This window comes from Edwardsiella piscicida, from assembly GCF_001896205.1.
GTDB classification, from domain to species: Bacteria; Pseudomonadota; Gammaproteobacteria; order Enterobacterales; family Enterobacteriaceae; genus Edwardsiella; species Edwardsiella piscicida.
Map to the genome: position 1 here is coordinate 2632003 of NZ_MPNU01000001.1, position 23116 is coordinate 2655118.

General features: G+C 62.2%; 15 protein-coding genes and 2 pseudogenes. 9 read left to right on the forward strand and 8 right to left on the reverse strand.

Features of this window, described 5'->3' with window-relative positions; all coding sequences use genetic code 11:
• Positions 1–11 precede the first annotated feature (11 nt).
• From BRD58_RS12055 to rcsB, 5 genes and pseudogenes are all read left to right on the forward strand, one after another.
• A pseudogene (locus BRD58_RS12055) lies at positions 12–1749 on the forward strand (ATP-binding cassette domain-containing protein).
• On the forward strand, positions 1742–2881 hold the full coding sequence (locus tag BRD58_RS12060; RefSeq protein WP_012849161.1) for an ABC transporter permease: 1140 nt from the start codon (positions 1742–1744) through the stop codon (positions 2879–2881). Before BRD58_RS12055 ends, BRD58_RS12060 begins: the two are co-directional and overlap by 8 nt.
• 13 nt (positions 2882–2894) lie before the next feature.
• On the forward strand, positions 2895–4007 hold the full coding sequence (locus BRD58_RS12065) for an ABC transporter permease (RefSeq protein ID WP_012849162.1): 1113 nt from the start codon (positions 2895–2897) through the stop codon (positions 4005–4007).
• Positions 4008–4102: 95 nt separating this feature from the next.
• Positions 4103–6799 (forward strand): phosphotransferase RcsD, encoded by a 2697-nt coding sequence (gene rcsD, locus BRD58_RS12070; protein WP_034167909.1) that lies wholly within the window; start codon positions 4103–4105, stop codon positions 6797–6799.
• Positions 6792–7445, forward strand: coding sequence for a response regulator transcription factor RcsB (gene rcsB / locus BRD58_RS12075; protein WP_012849164.1), 654 nt, complete (start codon positions 6792–6794; stop codon positions 7443–7445). The genes rcsD and rcsB overlap by 8 nt, the downstream gene beginning before the upstream one ends.
• 33 nt (positions 7446–7478) lie before the next feature.
• On the opposite strand, the gene rcsC is transcribed toward rcsB, so the two are convergent.
• Positions 7479–10349: a two-component system sensor histidine kinase RcsC gene (gene rcsC / locus BRD58_RS12080; protein ID WP_073383129.1), complete on the reverse strand. Its 2871-nt coding sequence runs from the start codon at positions 10347–10349 to the stop codon at positions 7479–7481.
• 202 nt (positions 10350–10551) lie between these two features.
• Positions 10552–13188, reverse strand: a complete 2637-nt coding sequence (gene gyrA / locus BRD58_RS12085) for a DNA topoisomerase (ATP-hydrolyzing) subunit A (protein ID WP_069578922.1) — start codon at positions 13186–13188, stop codon at positions 10552–10554.
• 242 nt (positions 13189–13430) lie between these two features.
• On the opposite strand from gyrA, the gene ubiG reads away from it, so the two are divergent.
• The 4 genes from ubiG to yfaE all read left to right on the forward strand — a co-directional run bounded on the left by ubiG (position 13431) and on the right by yfaE (position 18330).
• A complete protein-coding gene (gene ubiG, locus BRD58_RS12090) occupies positions 13431–14138 on the forward strand; it encodes a bifunctional 2-polyprenyl-6-hydroxyphenol methylase/3-demethylubiquinol 3-O-methyltransferase UbiG (protein ID WP_015461896.1) in 708 nt (235 codons plus the stop codon).
• Between the two features lie 379 nt (positions 14139–14517).
• The gene (nrdA, locus tag BRD58_RS12095) at positions 14518–16800 is read left to right on the forward strand and encodes a class 1a ribonucleoside-diphosphate reductase subunit alpha (protein ID WP_015461897.1); all 2283 of its coding nucleotides are present in this window, start codon (positions 14518–14520) and stop codon (positions 16798–16800) included.
• Between the two features lie 94 nt (positions 16801–16894).
• Positions 16895–18025 (forward strand): class Ia ribonucleoside-diphosphate reductase subunit beta, encoded by a 1131-nt coding sequence (nrdB, locus tag BRD58_RS12100; RefSeq protein WP_015461898.1) that lies wholly within the window; start codon positions 16895–16897, stop codon positions 18023–18025.
• Positions 18025–18330, forward strand: a complete 306-nt coding sequence (gene yfaE, locus BRD58_RS12105) for a class I ribonucleotide reductase maintenance protein YfaE (RefSeq protein ID WP_012849170.1) — start codon at positions 18025–18027, stop codon at positions 18328–18330. Before nrdB ends, yfaE begins: the two co-directional genes overlap by 1 nt.
• A gap of 32 nt (positions 18331–18362) precedes the next feature.
• On the opposite strand, the gene ydeP is transcribed toward yfaE, so the two are convergent.
• From ydeP to moaC, 6 genes and pseudogenes are all read right to left on the reverse strand, one after another.
• Positions 18363–20648, reverse strand: a complete 2286-nt coding sequence (gene ydeP, locus BRD58_RS12110) for an acid resistance putative oxidoreductase YdeP (protein WP_073383133.1) — start codon at positions 20646–20648, stop codon at positions 18363–18365.
• Positions 20649–20795: 147 nt separating this feature from the next.
• A complete protein-coding gene (locus BRD58_RS12115) occupies positions 20796–21506 on the reverse strand; it encodes a Bax inhibitor-1/YccA family protein (protein ID WP_012849172.1) in 711 nt (236 codons plus the stop codon).
• Positions 21507–21670: 164 nt separating this feature from the next.
• Positions 21671–22252 carry a flavodoxin family protein gene (locus BRD58_RS12120; protein WP_015461901.1) on the reverse strand — a complete coding sequence of 194 codons (582 nt, stop codon included), beginning with the start codon at positions 22250–22252 and terminating at the stop codon, positions 21671–21673.
• Between the two features lie 93 nt (positions 22253–22345).
• Positions 22346–22798 (reverse strand): molybdopterin synthase catalytic subunit MoaE, encoded by a 453-nt coding sequence (gene moaE, locus BRD58_RS12125; RefSeq protein WP_012849174.1) that lies wholly within the window; start codon positions 22796–22798, stop codon positions 22346–22348.
• Position 22799: 1 nt separating this feature from the next.
• Entirely contained in the window at positions 22800–23042 is a 243-nt protein-coding gene (gene moaD, locus BRD58_RS18060; protein WP_012849175.1) for a molybdopterin synthase sulfur carrier subunit, read from the reverse strand.
• Positions 23039–23116: pseudogene (gene moaC, locus BRD58_RS18245) on the reverse strand (cyclic pyranopterin monophosphate synthase MoaC); the annotation flags it as partial. The pseudogene moaC and the gene moaD, both read right to left, overlap by 4 nt.

Below are 23116 nucleotides of genomic sequence, written 5' to 3' on the forward strand. Positions count from 1 at the left end.
CGGAGCCGATCATGGAGAGCCGCTATATTACGCTGGAGGGGCTGGAGAAACGCTTTGACGGGCTGGATCGCCCGGCGGTGGCCAGCCTGACGATCCGCATCGCCAGCGGCGCCGTCATGGGGCTGGTCGGGCCGGACGGCGCCGGCAAAACCACGCTGATGCGCATCTTGGCCGGACTGCTGAAGCCCAGCGCCGGGCACGTCAGCGTCGTCGGTCTCGATCCCCTCCGTCAGGATCGCCAGCTGCACGCCATCCTGGGCTATATGCCGCAGAAGTTTGGCCTGTATGAAGATTTAACGGTGATGGAGAACCTGAACCTGTACGCCTCGCTGCGCGGCGTCATCGGCGCCGAGCGTCAGCGTACCTTTGCGCGGCTGCTGGCGTTTACCTCGCTGGCGCCCTTCACCGATCGCCTGGCCGGCAAGCTCTCCGGCGGCATGAAGCAGAAGCTGGGGCTGGCCTGTACCCTGATAGGATCGCCGCAGGTGCTGCTGCTGGACGAGCCGGGCGTCGGGGTCGATCCCATCTCGCGCCGAGAGCTATGGCGTATGGTACACACCCTGGCCGACGACGGGATGCTGATCCTGTGGAGCACCTCCTATCTGGACGAAGCCGAACAGTGCCGGGAGGTGCTGCTGCTCAACGAAGGGCGCCTGCTGTACAGCGGCGCCCCGCAGCAGCTGACCCAGCGCATGGCCGGGCGTACGCTCCTGCTGCGCGCGCCCGGCGTCTCCCACCGCCGTCTGCTGCAGCGGGCCATCACCCTGCCGATGGTCAGCGACGGCGTGATCCAGGGGCAATACCTGCGCCTGATCCTGCGGGCGGGCTGCGACCACCGGCAGATCCCCGCGGCGCTCGGCCTCGCCCAGGCCGAGCTGCAGGAGGCCGAGCCACGCTTTGAAGACGCCTTTATCGATCTGCTGGGCGGCGGGCCGCACCAGGCCTCGGCGCTGGCCGACATCATGCCGCAGGTCGACGCCGACCCCGCGCAGACGGTGATCGAGGCGCAGGCGCTGACCAAGAAGTTCGGCAGCTTCGCCGCCACCGACCACGTCGACTTTCAGGTCAAGCGCGGTGAGATCTTCGGCCTGCTTGGCCCCAACGGCGCGGGCAAGTCCACCACCTTCAAGATGATGTGCGGTCTGCTGGTGCCCACCAGCGGCCACGCGCTGGTGCTCGACATGGATCTGAAGACGGACTCCGGACGAGCGCGCCAGCACCTGGGCTATATGGCCCAAAAAATTTTCACTGTACGGTAATCTAACCGTCGCCCAGAACCTGACCTTCTTCTCCGGGGTCTACGGCCTGCGCGGTAAGCGCCAGCGCGCCAAAATCGCCGACATGACCCGGGCGTTCAACTTCACGCCGATCCTGAACCAAACGCCGGATGCGCTGCCGCTGGGCTTCAAACAGCGCCTGGCGCTCTCCTGCGCCCTGATGCATGAGCCGGATATCCTGTTTCTGGATGAGCCCACCTCCGGCGTCGATCCGCTGACCCGGCGCGAATTCTGGCTGCACATCAACGGCATGGTGGATAAAGGGGTGACCGTGATGGTCACCACCCATTTTATGGACGAGGCGGAGTACTGCGACCGCATCGCGCTGGTCTACCACGGACAGATCATCGCCAGCGGATCGCCGGACGACCTCAAGGCTCGCATCGCCAGCGACGATAACCCCAATCCGACCATGGAGCAGGCCTTCATCGAGCTGGTGCAGGCCTACGACCGGGAGCATGCCCATGGCTGACAGCGCAACCCACTTCTCCTGGCGCCGTCTGCGCGCCCTGTGCCGGAAAGAGAGCGCCCAGATCGTGCGCGACCCCAGCAGCCTGCTGATCGCGGTGGTGATCCCGCTGCTGCTGCTGTTTATCTTTGGCTACGGCATCAACCTGGACTCCAGCCGCCTGCGCGTCGGCATTCTGCTGGAGCAGCAGACCCCGCAGGCACGCGATCTGGCCGATACCTTTACCGGCTCCCCCTATATCGACGCCACCGTCAGCGACGATCGGCGGCAGCTGACCGCCATGCTGCAGGCCGGGCAAATCCGCGGCATGGTAGTGATCCCGGTCGACTTCGCCGCGCGCCTGCTGCGCACTCAGGATGTGGCACCGATCCAGGTGATCACCGACGGCAGCGAGCCCAACACCGCCAACTTCGTCCGCGGCTACACCGAAGGGGTCTGGCAGATCTGGCTGCAGCAGCACGCCCAGATGCACGGTCAGCCTTATCAGCCGCCCATCGACATACAGATGCGCTACTGGTTTAACCCCGCCGCCATCAGCCAGCACTTTATCATTCCCGGCGCGATCACCATTATCATGACCGTGATCGGCGCGATCCTCACGTCGCTGGTGATCGCCCGCGAATGGGAGCGCGGCACCATGGAGGCCCTGCTCTCCACTCAGGTCACCCGCACGGAGCTGCTGCTCTCCAAGCTGCTGCCCTATTATGTGCTGGGCATGCTGGCGATGGGGCTGTGCATGGTGGTGGCGGTCTTCATCATGGGCGTGCCGTTTCGCGGCTCGCTGCCGATCCTGTTCGCCATGACCAGCCTATTTATGGCCAGCACCCTGGGGATGGGACTGCTGATCTCCACCGTCACGCGCAACCAGTTCAACGCGGCGATGATCGCCCTTAACGCGGCCTTCCTACCGGCGGTGATGCTCTCCGGCTTCGTGTTTGAAATCGACAGCATGCCGGCCATCGTGCGCGCGGTGACCTACGTCATTCCGGCACGCTACTTCGTCAGTACGCTGCAGTCCCTGTTTTTGGCGGGCAATATCACCAGCGTACTGATGGTTAACCTGGCCTTTATGCTGGCATCAGCGCTGGTTTTCATCGGTCTAACCGCCCTGAAAACCCGGCGGCGGCTGGACTGAGGAGGAGAAGAGCATGCTGCACCGTCTGCTGACCCTGATAGTCAAAGAGCTGCAGTCCCTGCTGCGCGACCCGCAGACCCGAACCATTCTGGTGGTGCCGGTGCTGATGCAGGTGCTGCTGTTTCCCTTTGCCGCGACCCTCAACGTCACCAACGCCACCATCGCGGTATACAGCGAAGACAGCGGCCCACTCTCCGTCGAGTTGACCCAGCGGCTGGCCAAGGCCAGCGCCTTCTCACAGGTGATCCTGCTGCACAGCCCGCAGGCGATCGCGCCGACCATCAACGACCAGCGCGCGCTGCTGCTGGTGCGCTTTCCGGCCAACTTCAGCCGCGATCTGCTGAGCGGAAAACCGAGCGCGCTGCAGCTGATCCTCGACGGCCGCAGCTCCAACAGCGCCCAGATCGCCGCCAACTACGTACAGCAGATCGTCAGCGACTACCAGCAGGAGCTAATGCGCGCGCGCGGCCAGCCCCCCTTGGTCAACAGCGCGCTGATCGTCCGCAACTGGTATAACCCCAACCTGGACTACAAGTGGTTCGTCGTGCCCTCGCTGATCGCCCTGATCGCCACCATCGGCGTGATGATCGTCACCTCGCTGTCGGTGGCGCGCGAGCGGGAGCAGGGAACCCTGGAGCAGCTGCTGGTCTCGCCGCTGAACACCGGACAAATCTTCATCGGCAAAGCGGTGCCGGCGATGATCGTCGCCACCTTCCAGGCAACCCTGGTGCTGCTGATCGGGATCTTTGGCTATCAAATCCCCTTTGCCGGCTCCCTGTGGCTGTTTTACTTCACCCTGCTGGTGTATGGGCTGTCGCTGGTGGGCTTTGGGCTATTTATCTCCTCGCTGTGCGCAACCCAGCAGCAGGCGTTTATCGGCGTCTTCGTCTTCATGATGCCGGCCATCCTGCTGTCCGGCTACGTCTCCCCGGTGGAGAACATGCCGCTCTGGCTGCAGCACGTGACCTGGATTAACCCGATCCGCCACTTTACCGACATCACCAAGCAGCTGTACCTCAAAAACGTCGGCTTTAGCGTGATCTGGCACAGCCTGTGGCCGCTGCTGGTGATCACCGTCACCACCGGCGGTGCCGCCTATGCCATGTTCCGGCGTAAAATAGCCTGAATGCGCGGGGCCGGCGCGGGGCAGATGCCAGCGTCCGTCCCCCTTGCTATACTGCGCACAGCGTTTTTCTTGACTGACAGGATCGCCCGCGCGCTATGGAGCCGACTTCACACACCATGTCCCTTTCCGGCATTACCCGCAGCTATCTGCTGTTCCTGCTGCTGCTGCTGCTGGGCAACCTGCTGTATGGCTATAACTATGTGAACGCCTATATCGGCGCCAAGCAGAATATGCTGGCCTCGGTGGCCAGGCAGATACAGCAGCGGGTGGAGACCTACCGCTTCATTACCTACCAGATTTATGAAAACATTCCGGCGGAAAGCACCGCGAACGCCGCGCCGACGCCGCGCGAGCTGCGCCTGCGCCCGGACATCTATCTGCTGGACAAGGCCCGCCATAAGACCGATGCGCTGATCTTCGGCCTGCACGACAACGCCACCACCGATCTGGCCCAAAGCCTGTCGCGCTATCTGGACGTCCTGTGGAGCGCCAGCACCGACGCCTACTCGCTCTACTACCTCAACGGCCAGGACAACAGCCTGATCCTGATTTCGACCATGCCGATGAAGGATCTCTCGGCGCGCTATAAAGACGGCTACCTGGGCAACCTGGTGGAGACCCGCAAGGCCGAAATGCTGCAGCAGTCCAACGCCCTCGACCTGCGCGAAGGCTTCTCCGGGCTGCGCAAGTTCCGTTTTCTCAACGCCTACTACTTTACCCTGCGCACCACCTTTAATAACCCGGGCCACCTGGCCACCGTCATCGCCTTCGATCTGCCGGTGGGCGATATTCTGCCGGACAATCTGCCGGCGACGCGCTTCCAGCTGCTGGAGGATCAGGACAGCATCAGCGACTGGGGCGGTCACGACGAGCTGCCGCGCGCCTTTACCCAGCTGGGCTGGCCGTGGGTCACCGTCAATGCGCCTATCTACAACACGCCGCTGAAAATCCAGTTTCATATCCCAACCATGACCCTCACGCTGGATCTGGCGCGCAATAACTTCTGGGTGCTGCTGATTAACCTAGCGCTGCTGATCCTCTCCGCCATCGGCTTCTACGTCATCCGTCATCAATATGTCCGCCCGGGCAAACGCATGGCGGCCCAGCTGAACGCCCAGCAGGAGATGAACCAGGAGATCATTACCCACCTGCCGATGGGGCTGCTGATTTACCGCTTTGACAGCGACACCCTGGTCGCCAGCAACAAGCTGGCCGACCATCTGCTGCCCCACCTGAGCCTGAACAAAATCGCCGCCATGGCCGATCGCCACCAGGGGAAGGTGCAGGTCAGCGTCAATAACGCCATGTACGAAGTGCAGATGGTGCGCAGCCAGCAGACGCCCTACTCCGCGCTGTTCCTGATCCGCAATCTGGATAGCGAAATGCTGATGGGCCAAAAGCTCAAGCTGACGCAGGCGGAGTATGAAAAGAACCTGACGGCGCGCAAGACCATGACCGACAACCTGGGCCGAGAGCTGCGCGATCCGCTGACGCGGATAATGCAGATCTGCGAGAGCCTGCGCCGCGACGCCGACGCCCAGTCGCCGCTGAACGATCTGTGGCTGGAGAGCCAGCACGCCCAGCGCCTGATCGATGAGATCACCCTGCTGACCGCCGTCGAAAGCCAAGACTGGGCGCCGCCGCAGGAAACCTTCCGCCTGCACGAGCGCATCGACGCCCTGCTGCTGCGCAGCCTGCCGGCCATGCGGCGCAAGGGGCTGATGCTGCTAGGACGGGTCGAAACCGATCCCGCCCAGCAGTTCACCGGCGATATCGCCACCCTTGAGCGGGTGCTGGAGATGCTGCTGCACTACGCCATCATCACCACCGCCTACGGCAAGATCGGCCTCACCATCACTCCCGATGCCCAGCGCCCCGGCCTGCTGCACATCACCCTCAGCGACACCGGCGCAGGCGTCTCCAGCGCCGAGCGCCACAACCTGCGCTATCCGGCGCTGGCGCCGGCCCAGCGCGATCGCTTCGCGCGCGGCTCCAGCCTGACCTACTATCTGTGCGCCCAGCTGTGTCGGCGCCTGGGCGGCGAGCTAACCATCGACAGCAAGCATGACATTGGCACCCACTACCGCTTTAGCTGCCAGATGCAGGCGCTACCCCTGGCCGAACAGGGCGATGAAAGGCTGCTGGACGGCATCACCATCCGTCTGCGGATTACCTCCGAGGAGATCCGCTCCCGGGTTGCCCAGCGCCTAGAGGGCTTTGGTGCGACCCTGCTGACCGCCGATGCGGAGAGCGACGGCGCAGAGAGCCACAGCGATCTGACGCTGACCGACGATCCGGCGCAGGCCCAGGCCGATACCCTGCTGCTGGCGGCGGATATCGACGGCTTTGAGGAGTACGCGCCGCAGCGGATCCGGGCCAATTTTAACCTGACCGATGCGCTGATCGATGCCATCCTGCTGCTGATCGAACGGCAAATGGCGGCGACAGAATCGCCAGCGCGGTGCGAATATGCTGAAAATACGTCTCTCGATATTGATAACAATCCTTTTAAATCAAAGGATTATTATTCTCTATTTTTGGACACAGTACCCGCAGATGTTCAAAAACTGTATACTGAGTCGGATCAACAGGATTGGCCATCGCTGGCCCTCACCGCACATCGCCTCAAGGGGGTCTTTGCCATGCTGGCGTTTCCCGCCGGCAAAGGGCTGTGCGAACAGTTGGAAGAGGCCATTAAACGCAACGATGCGGCACACGTTAGAGTCCTGATCAGTCACATTGACGCTTTTGTCAGCCGACTGCTGCAACTAGGTAACCAACAATATGAATAACCTGAATGTAATCATTGCTGATGACCACCCCATTGTCCTGTTCGGCATCCGCAAGTCGCTAGAACAGATCGAATGGGTTAACGTGGTCGGAGAATTTGAAGATTCCACAGCGCTGATCAATAGCCTGCCCAAACTGGACGTCAACGTGCTGATCACCGATCTCTCCATGCCCGGTGACAAGTACGGCGACGGCATTACGCTGATCAAATACATCAAGCGCCACTTTCCCGAGCTGTCCATCATCGTCCTGACCATGAACAACAACCCGGCGATCCTCAGCGCCGTTCTGGATCTGGATATCGAGGGGATCGTGCTGAAACAGGGGGCGCCCACCGATCTGCCCAAGGCGCTGGCCGCCCTGCAGAAAGGCAAAAAGTTCACCCCGGAGAGCGTCTCCAAGCTGCTGGAGAAAATCAATGCCAGCGGCTACGGCGACAAGCGCCTCTCGCCGAAAGAGAGCGAGGTTTTGCGCCTGTTTGCCGAGGGATTTCTGGTCACCGAGATCGCCAAAAAGCTCAACCGCAGCATCAAGACCATCAGCAGCCAGAAGAAATCAGCGATGCTGAAGCTGGGGGTCGACAACGATATCGCCCTGCTAAACTATCTGTCATCGGTCAACATCATGCCGAATGACGACAAGGCATAACCCCCGCACCCCGCCCCGCATCGGCGGGGTTTTTTATGCCTCGTTCTCCCGGCGCCGGCGGATCTGCAGCGCATAGCCGCTGAGGGAGGCCAGCAGGTCTTCCCGCATCACCGGCTTAGACAGGCAGCTGTCCATTCCCACCTCAATGCAGCGCTGGCGCTCCTCGGCCAGCGCGTTAGCCGTCACCCCCACGATCGGCAGGGTGCGCCCCTGCTGACGCAGTCGCTCGGTCAGCTGATAGCCATCCATATTGGGCATATTCACGTCCGTCAGCACGATGTCCGCCGCCTGCTGCTGCAGTGCCCCCAGGGCGTCGACCCCATCGCAGGCCACCGCGACCTGGCTAAAGCCCAGCGAGATCAGCTGATCGGCCAGCAGACGTCGGTTGATCGGATGATCGTCTACGATCAGGACCGCAATATCGCTGAAGTCCTGCTGGCGATCCGCCGGCGCCGCGCTGGCGCTGTCCGGGCTGCACTCCACGACGCTCTCCGGCGCGAAAATGCGGTTCAGCACCTGCAGCAGCTCCAGCGGCGCAGCGGTATTGAGCAGCCATTCCCCCGAGGCGTGGCGACGGGCGTGGCCGAGGTAGTCGGCGCACAGCCGCACCTGGGCGGCGAACGCCTGCCCCGTCTGCGGCGGATGATCGCAGATCAGCACATCCTGCGCCGTCGACGGCGTCAGCGGCGGGCAGAGACACACCCGCGCACCGGCGGCGCTCAGCAGCGTCTGCAGATAGCGCTCCAGACGGGCGTTATGGATATCCAGCCACAGGGTGCGCTGCTGCAGCGCCGGCTGCAGCGGCTGCGCCGCCTTGGCCTGATACATCGGCAGGCGAATGGTAAAGATGCTGCCCAGCCCCGGCGACGACTCCACCGCGATATCGCCGTCCATCAGGCTAACCAGCTTCTCGCAGATGGCCAGCCCCAGTCCGGTACCGTGAAAATGGCGCTGAACGCCGCTGCCCACCTGGAAGAAGGGATCGAACAGGCGCAGCACGTCGCGCGGCGGGATCCCGAGCCCCGTGTCGCGCACCCGGAACTCCAGATAGAAGTCATTCACCCGCGCCTGCAGAATGATGCAGCCGGTATCGGTAAACTTGATGGCGTTGCTCAGCAGATTCGAGAGCACCTGCTGAATACGCATGATGTCGCCGGAGAGGGCCTCCGGCACATCCGGCTCAATAAAGCAGTACAGCGTCAGACGCTTGCGAACCACCAGCGGGAGGTAGTTGCCGATGATATGCGGGATCACCTCGCGCGGGACGAAGCGGCCGGGCTCGATCTTCAGCTGCTCCGACTCTATCTTGGAGAAGTCGAGAATATCGTTGATGATCTTCAGCAGCAGTCCCGAAGAGTTGCTCATCGCCCCCAGCAGACGCTGTACCTCCTCCGGCAGCGTCTTGGTGCGCAGCAGATCCAGGTTGCCGATAATGCCGTACAGCGGGGTGCGCAGCTCATGGCTGACGGTCGCCAGAAACATCGACTTAGACTGGCTGGCCTGCTCGGCGGCGGCGGCCATCTCCTGCAGCGACTCCTCCATCTTCACCCTGGCGCTGACGTCGACCATGGCGCAAATCGCCACGTCCTCATTGCGGTAGCGCGAGCGAACAAAGCTGATCTGCAGATTCTGGTTCTGCACGGTGATCACATCCAGTACGCTGACCGGCTCTTCGCAGATAATCCGGGTGATGCGCTGGCGATCCTCGGGCGTAAACTGACTGATATAGTTGTGGGCCAGTTCGTTGCTGAGGATGTTGCTGCCGTCGCGCGCGCGTAGGATCGAAATGCCCACCGGCGCCGACGCCACGATCTTGCGGTTAAACTGCTCATGCTCCTCCAGCCGCAGCGCGTTATTCTCCGCCGGCCGGAACATCTTGCGCTCAAACAGCCAGGTCAGGACGAACAGCACGATCCCGCTGATCAGGTTCAGCACGATGGCGTTGATCAACAGCAGGTTAAAACGCTCCAGCAGCACTCGCGACGGCAGCGAGTAGACGATGGACAGACCGCTCGGCTGCAGCTTTTTCTTCAGCAGCAGCGTATCGTAGCTGCTGTTATAGCCAAAGTAGTTCTCATCGTCCGGCAGGCCGCTCAGGATCGGCAGCGGCCCGCCGTTTTCGGCATAGCTCAGCAGCGTATCGCCGCTGTCGCTGAGCAGCGTGACCCCGATCGGCAGCATCGACGGATTGGTCAGCTCCTCCAGACGCAGCGTCTGCTCGGTGCCCAGCACCGCCTCCAGCTGGTTGCCGCTGTATATCGGCGAGGCAATGTACAGCGAGCCGGCGTCGCTCTGCGCGCCCGGGATCACCCAGAACAGCGACTGATCCTTGTCGTTGCTGCCCTGAAAACGCATGACCCGCTGCTGCAGCAGGCGCAGGGTATTGCCGCCGTCCAGGGGCACGTTGCGGATACTGAAATCCGCCAGACATTGACTGCTGCCGCCGATGACGAAGATCCGGTTGAGATCGTAGGCGGCGACAAAGTTCTCCTTCCAGTAGCGGATAAACCCGCTGAGCGCCCGCAGAGAGGTGCGATAGCCCTCGCTGATGCGCCGGCAGTCGGACTCGGGAAAGATCGGCAGCAGCGGCGGTAGCTCGCCGCTGATGTCCAGCGCCCTGCCGCTGTAGGGCTGAATGCTGCTGTCGCTGCCCGACCAGGCCAGCCGATTCTCGGCGATATAGCGAATATCGCGCATGGTGGCGTTCGCGTGGCGGATGACCGCCTGGGCCTGATCGAAGTTCAGGTTAAAGTCCTGACGGATATCGGACTCTTTCTCATGAAACTTATTCAGAATATAGAAGGTGGTCAGCAGGGCGCCCAGGATCCACAGCATCAGCGCCAGCGTGCGGAACAGATAGCGGGAAACCTTGAGCGTGGTGCGAAAGGAGACGAAGTATTTCAACGTGGCGCCCGTAACCGTAGTAACAGAGAGAATGGCGTTAAGGTAGCGACAAACCCCGCGCGGCGCAATGACCTGGCGGCATAACGGCGCGTCAGCGCGATTCAGCCGGGGGCGGCATCAGCGCGTCAACCGATAGCCGGGCACGTCAGCGGCATAAAAAAAGGGCCGGAGTAACCGGCCCTTGTGACGCCTGCGTCAACGCTTATTCCGCGTCGTCCTCGGCGGCATCGTCATCGCTCTCCACTTCCGGCACGATCTCATCGTCACCCTCCGCGGCGCTGCCGTCGATGCTGTCCAGATCTTCGTCGTCAACCGGCTCGACGACCCGCTGCAGCCCCACCACGTGCTCGTCTTCAGCGGTACGGATCAGGATAACCCCCTGCGTATTACGCCCGACGATGCTGACCTCGGATACGCGGGTGCGCACCAGGGTACCGGCATCGGTGATCATCATGATCTGGTCGCAGTCCTCGACCTGCACCGCGCCGACGACGCTGCCGTTACGCTCGGTCACCTTGATGGAGATAACCCCCTGGGTCGCGCGTGACTTGGTCGGATACTCGGCCACGCCGCTGCGTTTGCCGTAGCCGTTCTGGGTCACGGTCAGGATAGCGCCTTCGCCGTGCGGTACGATCAGCGATACCACGCGATCGTCTCCGGCCAGCTTGATGCCTCGCACCCCGGTCGCGGTACGCCCCATGGCACGCACCGCGTCCTCCTTGAAGCGCACCACTTTACCGGCGGCGGAGAACAGCATCACCTCGTCGTTGCCATCGGTCAGATCGACCCCGATCAGCTCATCGCCGTCGTTGAGGTTCACGGCGATAATCCCGGCGGCGCGCGGACGGCTGAACTCGGTCAGCGCCGTCTTCTTCACCGTACCGCTGGCGGTCGCCATAAACACGTTGACCCCTTCGGCGTACTCACGCACCGGCAGGATAGCGGTGATGCGCTCGTCGGCCTCCAGCGGCAGCAGGTTGATGATCGGACGACCGCGGGCACCGCGGCTGGCCTCCGGCAGCTGATACACCTTCATCCAGTACATGCGGCCCCGGCTGGAGAAGCACAGGATCGTGTCGTGGGTATTGGCCACCAGCAGCCGATCGATAAAGTCCTCTTCTTTAATTCGCGCGGCGGACTTACCCTTACCGCCGCGACGCTGAGCCTCATAGTCGCTCAGCGGCTGGTACTTCACGTAGCCCTGATGCGACAGGGTCACCACGACGTCTTCCTGCTCGATCAGATCTTCGATATTGATATCCGCCGTGTTGGCGGTGATCTCGGTGCGGCGCGCATCGCCAAACTGCTCGCGGATGGCGATCAGCTCTTCGCGGATCACCTCCATCAGGCGCTCCGGGCTCTGCAGGATGAAGATCAGCGCGGCGATCTGCTCTAACAGCGCCTTGTACTCATCCAGCAGCTTCTCGTGCTCCAGGCCGGTCAGCTTCTGCAGACGCAGATCCAGGATCGCCTGCGCCTGCTGCTCCGTCAGGTGATAATGGCCGTCGCGAATGCCATACTGCGGCTCCAGCCACTCCGGACGCGCGGCGTCGTCGCCGGCGCGTGCCAGCATCGCCGCCACGTTGCCCAGCGCCCAGGCTTGGGAAACCAGCGCAGCCTTGGCCTCGGCGGGCGTCGGCGCACGGCGGATCAGCTCAATGATCGGATCGATGTTGACCAGCGCAATGGCCAGGCCTTCCAATATGTGGGCACGCTCGCGCGCTTTGCGCAGTTCAAAGATGGTGCGGCGGGTCACTACCTCACGGCGGTGGCGCACAAAGGCTTCCAGGCACTCTTTCAGGGTCAGCAGCTTCGGCTGTCCCTGGTGCAGCGCCACCATGTTGATACCGAAGGAGACCTGCATCTGCGTCTGGGTGTAGAGGTTATTCAGCACCACCTCGCCCACCGCGTCGCGCTTGACTTCGATAACGATGCGCATCCCGTCCTTATCGGACTCATCGCGCAGGGCGCTGATGCCCTCGACGCGCTTCTCTTTCACCAGCTCGGCGATTTTCTCGATCAGACGCGCCTTGTTGACCTGATAGGGGATCTCATGCACCACGATGGTTTCGCGGCCATTTTTATCGTCAACCTCGATCTCGGCGCGCGCGCGCACGTAGATCTTGCCGCGCCCAGTACGGTAAGCCTCTTCAATGCCGCGGCGCCCGTTGATGATCGCCGCCGTCGGGAAGTCCGGCCCCGGGATATGCTCCATCAGCCCTTCGATGGTGATGTTCTCATCATCGATATAGGCCAGGCAGCCGTTGATCACCTCGGTCAGGTTATGGGGAGGAATGTTGGTCGCCATCCCCACCGCGATACCGGCAGAGCCGTTGACCAGCAGGTTGGGCACCTTGGTCGGCAGGACGTCGGGGATCTGTTCAGTGCCGTCGTAGTTGGGCACATAGTCCACCGTCTCTTTGTCCAGATCGGCCAACAGCTCATGAGCAATCTTCGCCATGCGCACTTCGGTGTAACGCATCGCCGCCGCGGAGTCGCCGTCGATGGAGCCAAAGTTACCCTGGCCGTCGACCAGCATATAGCGCAGGGAGAACGGCTGCGCCATACGCACGATAGTGTCATAAACCGCGCTGTCACCGTGTGGGTGATATTTACCGATAACGTCACCAACCACACGGGCCGATTTTTTGTATGGTTTGTTCCAGTCATTGCCCAGTACGTTCATCGCAAACAGGACGCGACGGTGTACCGGCTTCAGGCCATCCCGAACATCCGGCAGCGCACGACCGACGATAACGGACATGGCGTAATCCAGATATGAGTTTTTCAACTCTTCTTCGATATTGACCGGCGTAATCTCTCTGGCAAGGTCGCTCATGGAGCTGCTATCCCTCTACTAATTATTCATCTGCCGCTACCCTCAATACATCGAGTAGAACCAGGCGCATACACGATGACAAAGACGATAATGATACCACAAAGGCCGGGGTTGTGCGAAATGCACAGCGCCATCGTAGCGTTAGCGCCGACTGCCCCTTTGCCATCGCGGAACAACGGGTATAATCGCCTCAGAGGGTCTTTTTTTGCGCGCGCCGCCGCGCTGGATTAAAGGAGTCAGAGGTGTCACAAAACGTTGATCTGCAGGAAATTGCCAAGTTTGAAGCCGTCGCCTCACGCTGGTGGGATCCCGAGGGCGAATTCAAACCGCTGCACCGCATCAATCCCCTGCGCCTGGACTATATCCTGCAGCGCGCCGACGGCCTGTTCGCCAAGCGGGTGCTCGACGTCGGCTGCGGCGGCGGCATTCTGGCGGAAAGCATGGCGCAGGCCGGCGCCGAGGTCACCGGGCTGGATATGGGCGCGGAGCCGCTGCAGGTGGCACGCCTACACGCCCTGGAGAGCGGCGTCACGGTCAACTATCTGCAGGAGACGGTCGAACAGCACGCCGAACGCGCCGACGCACAGTATGACGTGGTCACCTGCATGGAGATGCTGGAGCATGTGCCGGATCCCCGCTCCGTGGTACTGGCCTGCGCCCGCCTGGTCAAACCCGGCGGACAGGTGTTCTTTTCGACCATCAACCGAAACCCCAAGGCCTGGCTGCTGATGGTGCTGGGCGCCGAGTACCTGCTGAAAATGGTGCCCAAGGGCACCCATGACCCGCGCAAGTTTATCCGCCCCGCCGAGCTGATGGGCTGGCTGGACAGCGCCCCGCTGACGGTGCGCCATCTCTGCGGCATGCACTATAACCCGCTGCGCGATCGCTTCACCCTGGGCCAGGGGGTCGACGTCAACTATCTACTGCACGCCTGCCGCGAGGCGGAGTAGCGCGCGTCGTCGTCACCGCCGCCTTTTTACCCGCGGCGGTGACGTTTTAACCCATTCCGAGCCAGATCAAGATTGCCGGTTTCCGTAACGAATAATAAAACGGCAAACGATCAATTTTTTTAAAAGCGACCCTCATGTTATCCCCTCGCGGACAGCGCCAGAGCGGACGCCGCCTACCGTCCGCTACGTAACATTTCACCCCCAACTTATCCACAAGCACGCGCCATTTTGTTCACTTGCAAAACGCGGACAACAACACTATCTTGTTGCCACATCGTCATTCACCCCCTATATATTGTGTTATCGTCGCTCCGACGCCACTAGCGTCAGCGGCGCTAACGCACGTCCAGCGGGGCTCACACGGACAGGAACGTATCCTATGAATCAGAGTCTGCTCGTCACCAAACGCGACGGAAGCAAAGAACGCATCAATCTCGACAAAATCCACCGAGTTCTCGACTGGGCGGCGGAAGGGCTGCAAAACGTCTCCGTCTCCCAGGTTGAGCTGCGTTCCCACATCCAGTTTTATGACGGCATCCGCACGGCGGACATCCATGAAACCATCATCAAGGCCGCCGCCGATCTGATCTCCCGTGAAACCCCGGACTACCAGTACATGGCCGCGCGCCTGGCGATCTTCCACCTGCGTAAGAAGGCCTATGGCCAGTTCGAGCCGCCCAAGCTGTATGACCACGTCGTACGCCTGGTGGAGATGGGCAAATATGACGCTCACCTGCTGACCGACTTCAGCCGCGACGAATTCGAGCAGATGGATGGCTTTCTCGACCACTGGCGCGACATGAACTTCTCCTATGCCGCGGTGAAGCAGCTGGAGGGAAAATACCTGGTGCAGAACCGCGTCAGCGGTGAAATCTATGAGAGCGCCCAGTTCCTCTATATGCTGGTGGCCGCCTGCCTGTTCTCCCACTACCCGCGCGAGACCCGGCTGGACTACATCAAACGCTTCTACGATGCGGTATCGACCTTTAAGATCTCCCTGCCGACGCCGATCATGTCCGGAGTGCGCACCCCGACGCGTCAGTTCAGCTCCTGCGTGCTGATCGAGTGCGGCGACAGCCTGGACTCGATCAACGCCACCTCCAGCGCCATTGTGAAGTATGTCTCCCAGCGCGCCGGGATCGGCATCAACGCCGGGCGCCTGCGCGCGCTGGGCAGCCCGATCCGCGGCGGCGAGGCATTCCACACCGGCTGCATCCCGTTCTACAAACACTTCCAGACCGCGGTCAAATCCTGCTCTCAGGGCGGCGTACGCGGCGGCGCGGCGACCCTGTTTTACCCGCTGTGGCACCTGGAGGTAGAGAGCCTGCTGGTGCTGAAGAACAACCGCGGGGTCGAAGATAACCGCGTTCGCCACATGGACTACGGCGTGCAGCTCAACCGCCTGATGTACCAGCGTCTGATCCAGGGCGGCGAGATCACCCTGTTCAGCCCCTCCGACGTGCCGGGGCTGTACGACGCCTTCTTCGCCGATCAGAACCAGTTCGAGCGCCTGTATGTGCAGTACGAGCAGGACAGCCGCATCCGCCAGCGTAAGATCAAGGCGGTCGAGCTGTTCTCGCTGATGATGCAGGAGCGCGCCTCCACCGGGCGTATCTACATCCAGAACGTCGACCACTGCAATACCCACAGCCCGTTTGACCCCCAGGTCGCACCGGTGCGCCAGTCCAACCTGTGCCTGGAGATCGCGCTGCCGACCAAGCCGCTGGAAGATGTCAACGATGAAACCGGCGAGATAGCCCTGTGCACCCTGTCGGCCTTCAACCTGGGCGCCATCGACTCGCTGGATGACCTGGAGGAGCTGGCCACCCTGGCGGTCCGCGCGCTGGATGCCCTGCTCGACTACCAGGACTACCCGATCCCCGCCGCCCGCCGCGGCGCGATGGGGCGCCGCACCCTGGGCATCGGGGTGATCAACTTCGCCTACTATCTGGCTAAAAACGGGGTGCGCTACTCCGATGGCAGCGCCAACGCGCTGACCCACCGCACCTTTGAGGCGATCCAGTACTACCTGCTGAAGGCCTCCCACCGCCTGGCGCAGGAGCAGGGCGCCTGCCCGTGGTTCAACGAGACCACCTATGCACAGGGGATCCTGCCCATCGACAGCTATAAGAAGGATCTCGACGCCATCTGTAGCGAGCCGCTGCACTATGATTGGGAAACCCTGCGCGCCGAGATCGTCCGCGACGGGCTGCGTAACTCGACCCTGTCATCCCTGATGCCGTCGGAGACCTCATCGCAGATCTCCAACGCCACCAACGGCATCGAGCCGCCGCGCGGCTATATCAGCATCAAGGCCTCCAAAGACGGTATTCTGCGCCAGGTGGTGCCGGAGTATGAGCGCCTGAAGGATGCCTACGAGCTGCTGTGGGCCATGCCGGGCAACGATGGCTATCTGCAGCTGGTCGGCCTGATGCAGAAGTTTATCGATCAGTCGATCTCCGCCAACACCAACTACGATCCGTCACGCTTCCCGTCCGGGAAAGTGCCGATGAAGCAGCTGTTAAAAGATCTGCTGACGGCGTATAAACTGGGGGTGAAAACCCTCTATTATCAAAACACCCGCGACGGTGCGGAGGATATGCAGGAAGATCTGGGGAGCGCGCAGGACGACGGCTGCGAAAGCGGCGCCTGCAAGATTTAACCGCCCCCGCTGCACGGCGTCCCCGGCGCGGGACGCCGCATCCACGCGTTATTTTTGACGCCCCGCGCCGGCGGGGCACAACAGGATTAGGGTCATGGCCTACACCATCTTCTCTCAGAAAAAAAACGACCAACTGCTCGAACCGATGTTCTTTGGTCAGCCGGTTAACGTTGCCCGCTATGATCAACAGAAGCATGAAATCTTTGAAAAGCTGATCGAAAAGCAGCTCTCCTTCTTCTGGCGCCCAGAAGAGGTGGATGTCTCGCGCGATCGCATCGACTATCAGGCGCTGCCCGATCACGAAAAGCATATCTTTATCAGCAACCTGAAGTACCAGACCCTGCTGGACTCCATTCAGGGCCGCAGCCCCAACGTCGCCCTGCTGCCGCTGATCTCCATTCCGGAGCTGGAGACGTGGGTCGAGACCTGGTCCTTCTCCGAGACCATCCACTCTCGCTCCTACACCCATATCATCCGCAATATCGTCACCGATCCGGCGCTGGTGTTCGATGATATCGTCAGCAATGAGGAGATCCTCAAGCGCGCACGCGACATCTCCGCCTATTATGACGATCTGATCGAAAGCACCGGCTACTACCACCTGCTGGGGGAAGGGACGCACCAGATCAATGGCAAGCCGGTGACCGTCAGCCTGCGTGAGCTGAAGAAAAAGCTCTACCTGTGTCTGATGAGCGTGAACGCGCTGGAGGCGATCCGTTTCTATGTCAGCTTCGCCTGCTCGTTTGCCTTCGCCGAACGCGAGCTGATGGAGGGCAACGCCAAGATCATCCGCCTAATCGCCCGCGACGAGGCCCTGCACCTGACCGGCACCCAGCATATCCTGAACCTAATGCGCTCCGGGCAGGATGACCCGGAAATGGCCGAGATCGCCGCCGAATGCGAAGATCAGTGCTACGACCTGTTCGTACAGGCCGCCCAGCAGGAGAAGGAGTGGGCCGGTTATCTGTTCCGCGACGGCTCGATGATCGGCCTCAACCGGGATATTCTGTGCCAGTACGTGGAGTACATCACCAACATCCGCATGCAGGCTGTCGGGCTGTCGCTGCCGTTTGAGACCCGCTCCAACCCGATCCCGTGGATCAACGCCTGGCTGGTCTCCGACAACGTCCAGGTGGCCCCGCAGGAGGTTGAGGTCAGCTCCTATCTGGTCGGCCAGATCGACGCCGAGGTCAACGCCGACGATCTGAGCGACTTCCAGCTCTGATGACGCGCACCGCTAAAGCCGCCGCCGCGGCGACGGCAAGTCCGGACGCCCCGCGCTACCGTATCCGGCTGGCGCGCAGCGCGCGTCAGCTGGAGCACCGCCCCGATCGGACGCTGCTCGATACCCTAGAGCAGCAGCAGGTCGCGGTCGAATACCAGTGTCGCTCCGGCTTCTGCGGCGCCTGCCGCTGCCGCCTGCTGCGCGGGCGAGTCAGCTACCGTCAGGCGCCGCTGGCCTTTCTGCAGCCGGACGAGATCCTGCCCTGCTGCTGCATCGTGCAACAGGACATCGAGATCGATCTCTAGGGCGCCGGCGCCCGGCTCACCGTGCGTCCGCCCTACCCCGCCCGCTCCAGCACCACCGGAATGCTCTTGTAGGCGGGAATACCGCTGGCCGGATCGTGATTGTCCAGCGTCAGCATATGGTTTGACTCCGGAAAATAGGTCACCAGCGAGCGATCGGCCATCGGGTAAATCACCACCCGCAGCGCATCCATGCGACGCCCGCTGCGCTTGCCGTCCGGCGTCAGGGCAATCAGGTTGACCCGCTCCCCGTCGCCGACCCCGCAGCGCTGCGCCTGTGCCGCGCTGATAAACACCACGTCACGCTGACCAAACACCCCGCGATAGCGATCGTCCATGCCATACAGCGTGGTGTTGTACTGATCGTGACTGCGTACCGTCGCCAGCACCAGCTCGCTGTTGAAGGCCGATTCGGGGTCCTCCAGCAGCCCCGCGCAGGGAATAAAGTTGGCCTTGCCCGACGACGTCAGCCAGCGCCGCTCGGCCGCCGCGTTGACCAGGTGGAAGCCGCCGGGCTGGCGAATGCGCTGATTCACATCGGCAAACGCAGGGAGAACGGCCTCGATGGCGTCGCGAATGCGGTCGTAGTCGGCGATCAGCGCCTCCCACGCCACGACGCTGTGCGGCAGCGCCGCCCGGGCGATCCCGGCCACCACCGCACACTCCGACAGCAGCTGGGCGCTGGCGGGCGTCAGAACCCCGCGGGAGGCGTGTACCATCGACATGGAGTCCTCCACGGTAATCGCCTGCGCCCCACTCTGCTGCATATCGATCTCGCTGCGCCCCAGCACCGGCACCGGCAGAATATAGCTGTGGCGCGCAGTCAACAGATGCGAACGGTTCAGCTTGGTCGCGATGTGCACTACCAGATCCAGCTGAGTGAGCGGCTCGGCGCTCGCCTGCCTGTCCGGCATCGCCAGGGCAAAGTTCCCCCCCAGGCAGATAAGCGCCCGCGCGCTGCCGTCGCAGATAGCCTGCATACTGGCCACCGCCGCATGGCCGGGGGCCGCCGGCGGGGTAAAGCCAAAGTAGGCACCCAGTCGCGCCAGAAACTCGGCCGACGGTTTTTCAGTGATGCCGACGGTGCGATCGCCCTGCACATTCGAATGGCCGCGCAGCGGGCAGATACCGGCGCCCGGACGCCCGATATTCCCCTTCAGCAGCAGCAGGTTCACCAGCTGCTGTACGTTTTGGGTGCCGTGCTGGTGCTGGGTGATCCCCATGCCATAGCAGATAATGGTGCGCTCGGCGGCCGCGTAGGCGTCCGTCAGCTCGGCCAGCTGGGCCTGACTCAGGCCGGAGATCCGTTCGATATCCTGCCAGCGGGTGTTGAGCACCTCGCTGCGCAGCGCGGCATAGCCGCAGGTGTGCTCGGCGATAAAGGCATCGTCCAGCAGCGGCGGCTGTCCGGCGGCCCGCGCCGCCTCATCGCGTTCGATCAGCAGGCGCATCATCCCTTTCAGCAGCGCGGTATCGCCGCCGATACGCACATGATAGTAGGCGCTGGCCAGCGATGTCTCGTGATTGGTCAGCATCTCCAGCGGGTTCTGCGGCGCGGTAAAACGCTCCAGCCCGCGCTCCTGTAACGGGTTGATGGCGATCATCTTCGCCCCGCGCTTCACCAGCGCGCGCAGCGAGGTCAGCATCCGTGGATGGTTGGTGCCGGGGTTGTGGCCGATGCAAATCACCAGATCGCACTGTTCAAAGTCCTCCAGCAGGACGGTGCCTTTCCCCACGCCGATGCTGGCCGCCAGTCCGACGCTGGTCGGCTCATGGCACATATTGGAGCAGTCGGGAAAGTTGTTGCTGCCGTACTCGCGGGCGAACAGCTGATAGAGGAAGGCCGCCTCGTTGGAGGTGCGGCCCGAGGTATAGAACTCGACCTGATTCGGGTCGCGATAGCCTTGCAGACGGGCGCCGATCTCCTCGAACGCCTGCTGCCAGCTCAGCGGCTGGTAATGGTCGCTGGCGGCATCATACTTCAGCGGTAGGGTCAGTCGGCCAGCCGCCTCCAGTTCGTGATCGCCCCAGCTCAGCAGCGTCTGCACCCGATGGGCGGCAAAAAAGTCGGCGTCCACCCGCTTCGCGGTAGCCTCCCAGGCCAATGCCTTCGCCCCGTTTTCACAGGCGTCGAACGAGGCGCTGTGCTTGGGATCGGGCCAGGCGCATCCCGGGCAGTCAAAGCCGTCCGGCTTATTCATGTCAAACAGCGCGATCGCCTCACGGCGCAGATCCATCTGGTGACGCAGCGCATCCGCTACGGCCTTCACCGCTCCCCAACCGCCGGCGGCGGCGCTGTACGTTTCTACTTTGGGTTTCATGACAGCCTCGACTTTACTCAGAGAGGCTATAAGTATAGTCAAGTCAGCCTATCAGGCAGGACGCGGGGGGTATCATGGCACAAAAAGCCATACCGGCCGCAAAGGGCCGGTATGATTCACTGGATTTAACGCATCGATAGCGTAGAACTAGCGGCGATCGCCGAAGATACGCAGCAGCATCAGGAACAGGTTGATAAAGTCCAGATACAGCGTCAGCGCGCCCATGATCGCATAGCGGCGGAAACCATCGCGATCGTCGGCGGAGAGCTGTTCGCCCATCACTCTCAGCTTCTGCGTGTCATAGGCGGTCAGCCCGACGAAAATCAGCACCCCGGCGTAGGTCACGATCCAGGTCAGCGCGCTGCTCTTCAGCCAGATGTTGACCAGCGAGGCCAGCACCAGGCCGATCAGGGCCATAAACAGCATCGACCCCATGCCGCTCAGATCGCGCTTGGTGGTATAGCCATACAGGCTCATGGCGCCGAACATCCCGGCGCTCACCACGAAGGTGCTGGCGATGGAGCTGTAGGTATAGACGATGAAAATGCTCGACAGCGTCAGCCCGGTCAACAGGGAGTAGAGCATAAACAGCGAGGTCGCGGCGGCGCCGCTCAGGCGGTTGACCATCCCAGACAGGACGAACACCACCCCCAGCTGAACGATGATCAGCCCAAAAAAGACCATCTTGTTAGCGAAGATCAGATTAAGCACCGCCGGTGTCCGAGCGGCATACCAGGCAACCAGCGCCGTCAGCAGCAGACCGCAGCACATCCAGCCATACACCTGGGCCATATAGGCCTGAATACCGCTGCCTGCGCGCGCTGCCAGGGTGCCGTTTGTACGTGGATAACGATCCATGGAATGACCCTTCATAATGCGAAAAAAAACGTGCCCGCGGGCCATAGACACCGCGGGCGGATGAGTGCGATGTCACTCACTTAAGCCTAACATAAAAAAATGCGATCTCGCTCAAACAATTATGCCACACGCCGACGCATCGCAGCGCCGGCGTACCGCGAAGCTTACGCCGGTGTACGCCAGCGCAGGGCCACCGCGGCGACCCGCGCACCGAAGCGGCGCGCCGTCTCCAGATCGCCCGGCAGCGGGGCCTCATCTGGGCTGGCGTCGGAGGGTGACACGGTCATCAGGCCGGAGAACCCGGCGATGTAGTTGAGGTCATTACGCTGAGCCGCCTTGCTGTTGGACGGCAGCATCCCCATGCCGACCCACAGCCCGCCGTGCTGCTGAGAGAGGTGAAACAGATAATCGAGGGTGGAGAGCTTATCGCCGTTCATGCTGGCCGAATTGGTGAAGCCGGCAAACAGCTTATCCTTCCAGATCTGGCTGAACCAGGGCTTGGATGAGGCGTCGGCGAATTTTTTGAACTGCCAGGAGGGACCGCCCATATAGGTCGGCGAGCCCATGATGATAGCATCCGCGCCCGCCAGCTGCTCCCACCCCTGCTCGGGGAGATTGCCCTCGCTGTCGATGGGCAGCAGGCTGACCTGCGCGCCGGCGGCGGCGCGGGCCCCCTGCGCCACGGCCTCTGCCGCGCGCGCGGTGTGTCCATAGCCGCTGTGATACACAATAACGATGACTGCCATGATCTCGACTCCTTTTATCCACGGATAATCACAACAGTTATAGGCTAGCGCCGACGGGAAATCCACGTCGGCGGCATTCGCTGCGTATCGGCGCTACCAGCGCTCGGCCGCCTGGCGATCGCTGTCGCGGGCATCGACCCAGCGGTCGGTCCCCTCAGAGGTCTCCCGCTTCCAGAAGGGGGCGCGGGTCTTCAGGTAGTCCATGATGAACTCCGCCGCCGCAAAGGCCATGCCGCGGTGCGCGCTGGTCACCCCGACAAAGACGATCTCCTCGCCGGGAAACATCGGCCCGACGCGGTGATACACCGCGACGCGCCCCAGCGGCCAGCGGCCGCGCGCCAGCGTGACGATCTCCGCCAGCGCCTTCTCCGTCATGCCCGGATAGTGCTCCAGGGTCAGCGCGCTGACGTCATCGCCCAGATTATGGTTACGCACCTTGCCGCTAAAGGTCACCACCGCCCCGTCCTCATCCCGCTGCGCCAGCCACTGATACTGTTCGGCAACGGAAAAGGGGGCGGCGCTGACGACGATCTGAGTATCCTGCATATCAGCCTCCGGTCACCGGTGGGAAAAAGGCCACCTCGTCACCCTCCTGCAGCGGATGGTCGAAGGACACCATGGTCTGATTCACGGCGGCCAGCAGCTTGCCCGTCTCCAGCGCCAACGCCCATTTATCGCCGCGCTGCGCCAGCGTGGCGCGCAGCGTCTCGACATCCCGACAGGGCTCGCAGGCCAACTCGGCGCAGCCGGTCAGCTCGCGCACCTGGGCAAAAAAGCGTACCTGAATCATTGTCCCTCCCCCGCGTGAAAATCCCCGGACTTGCCGCCGCTTTTGGCCAGCAGACGCACCGGCCCGATCACCAT